10 protein-coding genes are annotated in these 8711 nt (G+C 65.5%); 5 read left to right on the top strand and 5 right to left on the bottom strand.

The genetic code is table 11. The annotated features are described in order from the left end of the window. Positions 1-1411 (top strand): hypothetical protein (locus tag Q4E95_RS02100; RefSeq protein ID WP_303381723.1); only part of this gene is annotated, 1411 nt, incomplete at its 5' end. On the opposite strand, the gene Q4E95_RS02095 is transcribed toward Q4E95_RS02100, so the two are convergent. Next, a complete protein-coding gene (locus tag Q4E95_RS02095; RefSeq protein WP_303381722.1) occupies positions 1396-1815 on the bottom strand; it encodes a hypothetical protein in 420 nt (139 codons plus the stop codon). The two genes, Q4E95_RS02100 and Q4E95_RS02095, sit on opposite strands and share 16 nt — an antisense overlap. A 297-nt stretch (positions 1816-2112) precedes the next feature. Between Q4E95_RS02095 and Q4E95_RS02090 the strand changes: the two genes are divergently transcribed. Beyond that, positions 2113-2361 (top strand): WhiB family transcriptional regulator, encoded by a 249-nt coding sequence (locus Q4E95_RS02090; protein ID WP_019309413.1) that lies wholly within the window; start codon positions 2113-2115, stop codon positions 2359-2361. A 144-nt stretch (positions 2362-2505) separates the two neighbouring features. On the opposite strand, the gene Q4E95_RS02085 is transcribed toward Q4E95_RS02090, so the two are convergent. Genes Q4E95_RS02085 through Q4E95_RS02075 form a run of 3 tightly spaced genes read right to left on the bottom strand, consistent with a single transcriptional unit; the run spans position 2506 to position 6132 of the window. Further along, entirely contained in the window at positions 2506-4071 is a 1566-nt protein-coding gene (locus tag Q4E95_RS02085) for a sensor histidine kinase (protein WP_303381721.1), read from the bottom strand. A 28-nt stretch (positions 4072-4099) separates the two neighbouring features. Next, entirely contained in the window at positions 4100-5479 is a 1380-nt protein-coding gene (locus tag Q4E95_RS02080; protein ID WP_303381720.1) for a hypothetical protein, read from the bottom strand. After that, positions 5476-6132: an SAF domain-containing protein gene (locus tag Q4E95_RS02075; protein WP_303381719.1), complete on the bottom strand. Its 657-nt coding sequence runs from the start codon at positions 6130-6132 to the stop codon at positions 5476-5478. Before Q4E95_RS02075 ends, Q4E95_RS02080 begins: the two co-directional genes overlap by 4 nt. A gap of 228 nt (positions 6133-6360) precedes the next feature. Here Q4E95_RS02075 and Q4E95_RS02070 point away from each other — a divergent pair, with 228 nt between their 5' ends. Further along, entirely contained in the window at positions 6361-6576 is a 216-nt protein-coding gene (locus Q4E95_RS02070; protein ID WP_303381718.1) for a helix-turn-helix domain-containing protein, read from the top strand. A 12-nt stretch (positions 6577-6588) separates the two neighbouring features. On the opposite strand, the gene Q4E95_RS02065 is transcribed toward Q4E95_RS02070, so the two are convergent. Then, positions 6589-7128 (bottom strand): hypothetical protein, encoded by a 540-nt coding sequence (locus tag Q4E95_RS02065; protein ID WP_303381717.1) that lies wholly within the window; start codon positions 7126-7128, stop codon positions 6589-6591. A gap of 224 nt (positions 7129-7352) precedes the next feature. On the opposite strand from Q4E95_RS02065, the gene Q4E95_RS02060 reads away from it, so the two are divergent. Together Q4E95_RS02060 and Q4E95_RS02055 are read left to right on the top strand one after the other, a co-directional pair. After that, positions 7353-8237 (top strand): hypothetical protein, encoded by an 885-nt coding sequence (locus Q4E95_RS02060; RefSeq protein ID WP_303381716.1) that lies wholly within the window; start codon positions 7353-7355, stop codon positions 8235-8237. Next, positions 8234-8683 carry an Rv3235 family protein gene (locus tag Q4E95_RS02055; protein WP_303381715.1) on the top strand — a complete coding sequence of 150 codons (450 nt, stop codon included), beginning with the start codon at positions 8234-8236 and terminating at the stop codon, positions 8681-8683. The genes Q4E95_RS02060 and Q4E95_RS02055 overlap by 4 nt, the downstream gene beginning before the upstream one ends. The last annotated feature ends 28 nt before the right edge of the window (positions 8684-8711 follow it).

The following is an 8711-nucleotide window of genomic DNA, read 5'->3' as shown; positions in this document are numbered from 1 at the left end:
GAACTCCACCGACCACTGGACCGGCCGGGCATCCTGGCGCCTCCTGGCGGACGGCACACTGTTTCTCATCGGCCGCCCCGAACAGACCTCGGCGGCGTTGTTGTCCGTTCTGGACCAGGTGGTGCGCTCGCGGTCAGCGGGCCCGGGCCGCGAGGCCCCCGCCGTTTATGTCATCTCGACAACCTCCACGGTCAGAAGCGCCGCCCTCGCGAGGTCGCGGCAGGGTCTGCTGCACGGGACAGCGGATGCTGCGGATATCGCAAGTCTCCAAGGACTTCTCGGTCGGCTCTCGGCGGGGTCGGAGCGGTTCCTGTCGGGTTCGGGCGGCGCAGCGGCCACGGCACCGCCGGCGGTGCTCCTGGTGGAGGATTGGGATCGATGTTGCGCACTCATTCGTTCGAGCCCGTGGGCCCACCTCGAAGACGATCTGCTGGCCGTTGCGGCTTCCGGCTCCCAGGCCGGGATAGCAGCGGTGTTTGCCGGTGACCGGTCGCTGTCGGCAGGGCGGGTCTCGTCCGCGGCGCGAACGCGCGTGTATTTTCCCTCGGATCAGACGGCCGAGGCCCTGCTGCAATGGCCCGCACTCCCCGCGGTGAAAGCGCTGCCGTTGCGTGGTGTCCTGCAGGGAACGGCCGCTGTCAGGTGCGCGCCCGCGGCAGCCTCCCGCGGGCAGGGTGTTCACACGGTGGTCCAGCTTCCAGCGGGGTCGTGCGCTGTCTCCGGCGGGTCAGGGCGTGACCCGGAGCGCCCAACGAAAATCGCCCCTCCGGAACCGGACACCCGTGTCTGGGCCCGCTATCAACCGCTGCCCGATCAGTGGAGTGGGCCGCAACAACCCGTCCGGGGTCTTCTCATGGGTTTGGGAACGGACCATGTTCCGGCCGTGCATGACTGGAATCCCGGTTCCACCCTGCTGGTGGTGGGCCCTTCTCGCTCGGGCCGCAGCTCATTCCTGAACTCGGTGGCCGGTCAACTCCACGACACGCCACCCCTGCGTTGTCGCTCGACCACCGCCGGAGAACTGGACGCCCTCTTTACCGAGGCGGAACCGGGGACCACCGTGCTGATTGACGATGCGGACTCGTTGCCCGCACCCGTTATCCAGCGCCTGGGTGCCCTGTGGCAACCGGGGACCGGGACGAGCGGCGTCGGGAGCGCCGGCGTCGTCGGGAAGGAGCTGCGGCTGATCGTGACGGCGCGGTTGAGTGACGGCCTGCCATCGCTGTTTCCGCCGCTCATGTCATGGCGTCATACGGCGGACACGCTGTTGCTCAGGCCCAGGAAAGCCTTTGACGGAGATCTGTTCGGAGCGTCGCTGTCCGGTATGCCGCTGGGCGGGTCACCCGGGCGCGGTTACTGGATCCACCGCGGGATGGCCGAACTTGTCCAAACCCCTCAGTGGGACGGATAGCGCGTGGACTCCCCCATCCAGACCACGGTGGACCGGTTGAACAACGCAATGAGCGTGATGATCGCGACGGCCACGCAAGCAACACCGATGGCCCGGGCACCCACCTGGGTCAAGGAGATCCCCACGATCACCAAGAAGGCCTGCGACACCAGGATCGCAGCCCGGGGCCACCGCAAACCCTTGACCGTGCCCCACGCCGCGGACCCCAACCACACGGCGGCACCCAGCATCACCACTGCGCCGAAAATGATGCCCGCCGTGGGTATGGCGTGTTCGGAAAATAGGGAAATGACAAATCGCGCACCCACATAGGCCAGTGCCCCGGCTTCCAGCCCGACGATCACACCGATCAACCACACCGGCCACGGGCGATTGAGAGACTGCTGCTGAGACGCGGGGACCATGGACAATGCCTTTCTGGAGGGCGAGCGGGCACCCCAATTCTAATGACGATCACGCGCGGTCATGATCGGTAAACTGATCAGGGAAAACTTTCAATGTGATATACCGCTCAGACCCTTGTTCACGAGTTGTTCACGTGAGAAAGTAATGGACAGATCATCTTTCGAGGCCCGGCCGTCACGGGCCTTTTCTGTGTGTACGCCCCCTGAACACTGTCCTGCCGCGCTCAGCCCGCGTTTGACGGTGCTGCCGTGTTTGCGTACACACCCAACGTTGTGAAAGGAGCGTCACCGCAGATCATGGATTGGCGTAGTCGCGCAGCATGTCTTGAGAAAGACCCCGAACTATTTTTCCCCGTGGGTAACACCGGCCCCGCTCTGTTGCAGATCGAAGAGGCCAAAGCCGTGTGCCGCACGTGCGAGGTCATGGACACCTGCCTGCAGTGGGCTCTGGAATCCGGCCAGGACGCCGGGGTGTGGGGCGGTATGAGCGAAGACGAGCGCCGCGCCCTCAAGCGCCGTGCAGCACGCGCTCGTCGCGCGTCCTGAGTCTCGGGAAACCCTGAGGCCTCCGGCCCGGAAGTTTTGACGAAGCCCTCGTGACCCTCGACGGTCACGGGGGCTCCGCTCTATCCCGGTCAGCGCTGACCCCTTGGAACATGGGCGCAACGGGTCACCGCCGCACGGCACGGGTCACACGGCGAACTGGGCCTGGATCACCACGCTGGTTCCCCCGCCCTCACGCGGTTGCCAACGGATCTTGCCCTTGAGTTCACTGGCCACGAGGGTCCGGACGATTTGCATGCCCAATCCCTCACCCTCACCGGCCTGACGGAAAGCACTCGCACCCGATTCCTCGATGACGGTGTCCCCCATGCCCCATCCGTCATCGCTCACGGTCACCTCGATGACCCGGTGAACTTCCCCGGCATCGGTGACGACGTCGGGCAGCCGATCGACCACCAAAGAGACCGTTCCGTCCCGATCCTTGAGCCCGTGCTGTACGGCGTTGGCCGCGACCTCGTTGATGACCAGCGCCATGGACGTCGCGCTTTTGGACGGTAGGAGGCCGAACTCGCCGCGCACCTCGGTGCCCACCGTCTGCGTGGACGAGGCCATTTCCACCGCCAGTTTCACCTGGTGCCGAATCAGTTCGTCGAAATCCACGTCATCCGAGATGTCGTAGGACAGCGATTCATGAACGCGGGCAATGGAACTCACGCGGCGCATCGCTTGTTGCAGTCCGTGTTTCGCCTCGTCCGAGGTCATTCGGCGTGACTGCAGTCGCAGGAGCGCGGACACCGTCTGGAGATTATTCTTCACCCGGTGATGGATCTCGCGAATGGTGGCGTCCTTGGACACCAGTTGCAAGTCCCTGCGCCGTAATTCGGTCACATCCCGGCACAACAGCAGGGCCCCGGTCCGCGACGGCCCCTGTCGCAAGGGAATGGCCCGCAGGGTCACGGACACGTTTCCGGCCTCCAGCTCACCGCGCCACGGCATGGTTCCCGCGAGCACCGGGGCAATCGTCTCATCCACCCCGTTGCCGCGGACGTCGAGTTTGCGCGCAATCGCGACAAGATTTTCGCCGGTCACGTCTCCCTCGTGGCCCAGCCGGCGGAACGTGGACAGCCCGTTGGGTGAGCAGAACGCCACCCGGCCGTGCTCGTCAAGGCGCATCATTCCGTCACCCACGCGAGGCGCGCCCCTGCGGGAATCGCTACGCACCGCGAAATCGGGCCATGTGCCTTCGTTGGCCATGCGCAACAGGTCCCGGGCAGTTTCCCGGTACACGGTTTCCATTTGGGACACCGGGTGCCCGAAATGCGGGTCGAGGGGCACACTGACCACCGCAATGGTGCGCTGATTACGGACCAGCGGAACCACGAGAATCGATTCCGCGGGCTGAGTGTCCGTGGCGTTGAGCTTGAAGCGCTCCATGCGCTGGTCCACCCACGCGGAACGCAAGGGGGCGGAGTCGCGTGGGGAAATGGTCTCCCCCACCATGTCCTTGTGGAACGCGGTGGGGCCCGTGGTGGGGCGTGCGTGCGCCAGCACCGTGAAATCGCTGCTCGGAGCAGGGATGGCGGCCCCCGTGGGACTGTCCTGCGCGGAGATGACCCGGTTGGGGAAACTCAGCAGCAGGTCCGCAAAGCCAAGATCCGCCACGAGCTGCCAGTCCCCCACCAACAAGTGCAACCATTCCGCATCACCGGCGTCGAAGTCCTCGATGGAACGGAGGGGGTCCGTAAATGCCACGACGGGTCACTCGCTTTCAGGGGGGACATCAACGGCGCAACCACGCGCCCATTCGTTGTCCCAGCCTAGTCCCCGGCGCCCGCCCGGGCGACGATTCCTCCGCGCCCGAATCACCCTCGGGGTGGAGCGCGCGAGCCGCCAAATTCGTGATCTGTTGCCGCAAACCGCTCTTGGCGGCCGACTCGGCCAACACCGCACCGGCCAGTAACGCCTCGTCACACGCGGTGGGATCCCAGTCCAGGGTCGCGTCGATGCCGTGCCCGGGCGAGAACCGCGCCCACGCTTCGGCCACGGAGTCCGCACCGGAGCGTCCCACCGATGTTTTTCTCAGTTTATTGATCACCAGAAGCAATCGCGCCGAGGGCGCCGCGTCCGTGAGATCGGGCAGTGTCTTGACCAACCGTGGAATACCCAGGGCGTCTGCCGAACCCAGGGCGATCACCGTGTCGGCCATGGCGCACGCGCTGAGCGTGGCCGCATTACGCCGAGGCGCCACCGTGTCCAGACTGATCTCCTCATCCGATTCCAGGCCGAAAGACGTATCGACCACCACCGCGTGATAGGCCTCGCTCGCGTGGAGCAGCACGGTTTCGAGAGCGGCCGCGCGGACCTCCGGCCATCGGTCGTGGCGGGTGAGCCCGGTGAGCACGTCCATCGTGGCCCCGGCCACCGACACTCGTGTGGCACAGCGCTGCAACCCGTCGCCATCCAGACGCCCCTGGTCAGCCAACCGGCACGCCTGAGCCAAACCCGCGGCTTCCTCGAGCATGCCCAAGCTCGCCGCGACCGACGCCGCATAGGTGTCGGCATCAACCAGAAGTACCGTGGATCCCGTCAACGCCAGCTCAGCGGCAACGTTCAGCGCCGTGACCGTCCGCCCCGGGGCACCCATTGGGCCCCACACGGTGATAATGCGGCCGGTGCCACCCTGCGGGAACGGGCCCGGGTCAGCGCTCGCCGCGGTGGTCTCATGTGTTTCCGACGTATCAGCCTGATGGGTCTCGGGCACCGTGGTGGCCCGGGGATGATCGTCCGTGTGGGAATGGCCACGATAGGACGGCACGGGATCCGGTGAGTCCGCCACCTGCTCGATGAGGCCGGTGACGTCATCACCCGAGACCCCCTCGGGAACAATGGTGACACCCAATGCTGCCAAGCGGATTTCATCGTGACCGGCGAGCACCAGAACCCGAACCGAGCTGAGCGACAGTTGTTCCAACAGGCTCGCGGTCAGTTCTTCCGCACCCTCGGCGAGGAGGGCCACCCGGGCCATGCCCGTGTGGGCACAGGCCAACAGTTCTGAGAGGTCCAGGCACCGGCGCACCACGGTGACGGAACCGTGCTGTCGTTCGATCTGGTCGACCAGCGGCCATGTTCCCGTCCCCAGCGTCACCACAGAGATGCTCACGAGTCACCACCCGTGGGGTTGAGGACCAGTGTGACCTTGGCGCTGTTGCCCAAGGCGTCCACCAGCGGTTCGACCTGGGCCGGCGTGGCGAGGACATGCACCGTGGTGCCGGTCGAGTTCCCCAGCGCCGAGTTATTGGATTCGATGGTGGAGATCTCGGCACCGGGAACCAATTTGCGGGGACTCTCGTACCCACGGCCGGACGCCTTCTGGTCCGCGACCCACACGTCCACGCGCGAGCCGGCCGTCGCTTCTGCGGGTAAGGGAGTCTCCAGAGCGATACCCACGGGGCTGCGATCGAGTTCATCAGCGGTGCCCACGGCACTCGTGGGCACCAGCTGACCCCTGGGAACCCGTTGCACCAGGACATCGTTGTCTTTCAGACCACTCTCCGTGGACAGGTACTGCTGAGAAGCGTCCTGGAGCCTGACATCAACCGGTACGAGGTCTTCCTCTGTGACTTGCTGCCCCACCGAGAGATCGCGCGCGGCCACGTAATAGGGCTCCGTGCGGTTCAGTGCCGAAATGAGCAGCACCACCGCCGCAATGGATGTGAGCACCAGCAAGAGTCCGACCACCAGCCGGGGGTCGCGCCATGTCGGTTTCTTGAATCTTTGGGCCGTTGCTGTGTCGCCGCGCGCATCGCTGGACATGTACTTTTCCCTTCCCCCGAGGTGGATCCGGCCCCCACCGAATCTGTCATGAGTGTGCACCGTGAACCGCCCCGGAGGAAATCAGGGCTCGCAACATGTGGACATCTGGCCCCTCTCGTTCCGCACGCGCTGCAAAATTCTGTGCATAACCCGACACCGGGCGGTCATCCGTGGGACACTGGAAGCCACCAAACTGCATCAAAAGACCCGAGATGAGGCGAACCACCCATGGCAGAGCAGCGATTTCTCACGCTGTCGGATGTCTCCGAGATCCTGTCGATCTCGGTGGCTCAGGCTCGTGCCATGGTGCGTTCGGGAGAGCTACCCGCCATTCAGGTGGGTGGCCGAGGACAGTGGCGAGTGGAAACCCGGAAACTGGAGGAGTACATCCAGAAGGGGTACGAACGCACCGAGCAGGCGGTACGCGAAGGATCCATCGGCTGAACCGGGCGCGGATTAGGCGGTATCCGGTGAGGAGATCAGCGCCACCGACCCGAAAGGTACCGTGCGCACGGCCTTGACCGCGTGGCGGCGTCGGAATTGATCGTCCGGGTGGAGCGCAACGTCGAAAAAATCGTGGCCCACCGCATCCAGCGTGCCGTCGATGTCCCCGCGGGACGACGGGTCCAGGAGCAAGACCCGGACATGGGTTCTCGATGCTGCCAGGGCCCGGAGCACATGCCCCATCCCTAACTTCCGCAGGACAGCGCGTTCGGTGACGATCTCGAAGCGGCGGTGGAGCCCCTCCCACCACACCACGGAATGCAAGGGCACGAGGTGCTGAAAATAGCGTTCCCGGATCACCGCCCACCCCGCGCCGATGTCCGTCAACTCTCCCTCGAGCACGTCACCATGAGCCGGCAACAACCGCACGGTGTGATTCCGGTGAGCCGACAGGCGCTCCGCCAGCGTGAGTCGGGACAGCTCCGCCCTGGCTGTTTCCGCGGCTTCACGTTCCACACTGCGTTGTTCCGCCTGCGCCAGCTGCGCTTCCATGTCTGCGAAAAGTTCATCCCAGCGCACGCCGTCCCCCTGTGCCTCCCGTTGCGACAGTCACCGGAAGCGGCCACTGCGTGGCATCAGTACATCACGACCGGGGCCGAGAAATATGACGCTCGGGGTCTTGTGCATTTACATCCATGCTTGACGCCCGGCACCTCAGCCTGAATGATCTAAACATTACCAAACAGCATCAAACGACATTACTAGGGTCAAAAACAATGAAACGTGATCAAGCCTCCAGGAATGGAACCGTGGCGCACGGCATCGAGTTCGCGCTCACCACGTGGGTCATCCCGTTGCTATCGGCCCTGCTCATCGCTCTGGGGTGGGCTCTCCTGGGCCGGTCCGAGCTGGGCGTGGCACCCTTGAACGCGGATCTCGCGGTCGCGCTCACCGCCGCCCTGGCCGGCGTGGTGTTGGCCACCTGGTGGTTCACCGGTCTTCTCATGATGGCGTGCACTGCCGTGGCCCGTGCGCTCCGGTGGCATCGCGTGGAACGGTGCGCCACTCGCCTGACACCCAAGCTGATGGCCCGCACGGTGGGCGCGGTGCTCGGAATCCAGCTGGTCGCCGTCTCGACGGCCCACGCGGACGAACCGATCGATCCCTTTTGGCCACGTTCCGACTCCGGCATCAGTCAGGCGGAGCCGCAGCAACCGAATGCCCACGGTGCTCCCGAGGCGCATTCCGCCACCCCGCCGCCGGAAACCGGCGCTCCTGACCGGACGGATCCCGCGTTGGAGCCTGCACCCGCCGAGATTCAACCTTCACCGGCGGCGCCGGCATTGCCCGATGTCGCGCCGGGCCAATCCTCCGCCGCGGTGGCCTCCCCGAAAGTATGCGAACAGCCACCCGCCCCCACCCGAGTGGTTGAGTCGACCGTGACCGTCATCCACGGAGACACCCTGTGGGACCTCACCGCGCAGTTCTTGGAGCCGCACGCAACTGCCGCGCAGATCGCGGCGCAGACTGCCACGTGGCTCGAACACAACGACCTGCAGAACGGCGGAAATCTGATCCGCCCCGGGGACCGGTTGCGGGTCCCACCCCAGCTACTCCACACACCACCCGGCGCAGTACCCACCGAAGGAGCCACGTCATGAGCACCACCACATCAGTTTCTGCTCCCCAGCCTCCCTCGGGCGGTTATTCCTGGCGAGCGGACCGGACCCGGGCCGGGCTGACCCACAAGAACGAGCTGGAACGCGTGACGGCCATGGCTCGTAGCATCGGCCAGGCCGCCGTGGAAATCCTGGGCGGCACCCGTCCCGCCACACAGTTGGCCCGCTGGACCACCCCGGACGTCGTGGAACGTTTCGAGGAGCGCGCCGCCATGCTCCGTCTGGTGCAGGAGCAGTATCGCGATCGCGCCTCGCTCTTCGAGATCCACCGCGCGCCGCGAGTACGCAGGGTCAGGATCTGTTCCCCGGCCCCCGAATGCTACGAAGCCTCCCTCGTCATCGAGGAATCGGTGCGGGCCCGAGCCGTGGCCCTGCGAATTGAGCGCATCAACCGTCAGTGGCGCGTGGTGCACCTGGAGGTCGGATGAGTCTCACGCATGGGAACGGGCGGTACAC

This window comes from Kocuria sp. (assembly GCF_030536815.1).
In the GTDB taxonomy this organism is placed as follows: domain Bacteria; phylum Actinomycetota; class Actinomycetes; order Actinomycetales; family Micrococcaceae; genus Kocuria; species Kocuria gwangalliensis.
Note: the sequence above shows the minus strand (reverse complement) of the source record. Positions and strands in the feature narration are given on the sequence as shown.

What these genes read in the sequence shown, in the direction of transcription:
- Q4E95_RS02070 (WP_303381718.1), top strand. Translation starts at nt 6,361, where the DNA reads ATGGCAGAGCAGCGATTTCTCACGCTGTCGGATGTCTCCGAGATCCTG.
- Q4E95_RS02095 (WP_303381722.1), bottom strand. Translation starts at nt 1,815, where the DNA reads ATGGTCCCCGCGTCTCAGCAGCAGTCTCTCAATCGCCCGTGGCCGGTG.
- Q4E95_RS02065 (WP_303381717.1), bottom strand. Translation starts at nt 7,128, where the DNA reads ATGGAAGCGCAGCTGGCGCAGGCGGAACAACGCAGTGTGGAACGTGAA.
- Q4E95_RS02060 (WP_303381716.1), top strand. Translation starts at nt 7,353, where the DNA reads ATGAAACGTGATCAAGCCTCCAGGAATGGAACCGTGGCGCACGGCATC.
- Q4E95_RS02055 (WP_303381715.1), top strand. Translation starts at nt 8,234, where the DNA reads ATGAGCACCACCACATCAGTTTCTGCTCCCCAGCCTCCCTCGGGCGGT.
- Q4E95_RS02090 (WP_019309413.1), top strand. Translation starts at nt 2,113, where the DNA reads ATGGATTGGCGTAGTCGCGCAGCATGTCTTGAGAAAGACCCCGAACTA.
- Q4E95_RS02075 (WP_303381719.1), bottom strand. Translation starts at nt 6,132, where the DNA reads ATGTCCAGCGATGCGCGCGGCGACACAGCAACGGCCCAAAGATTCAAG.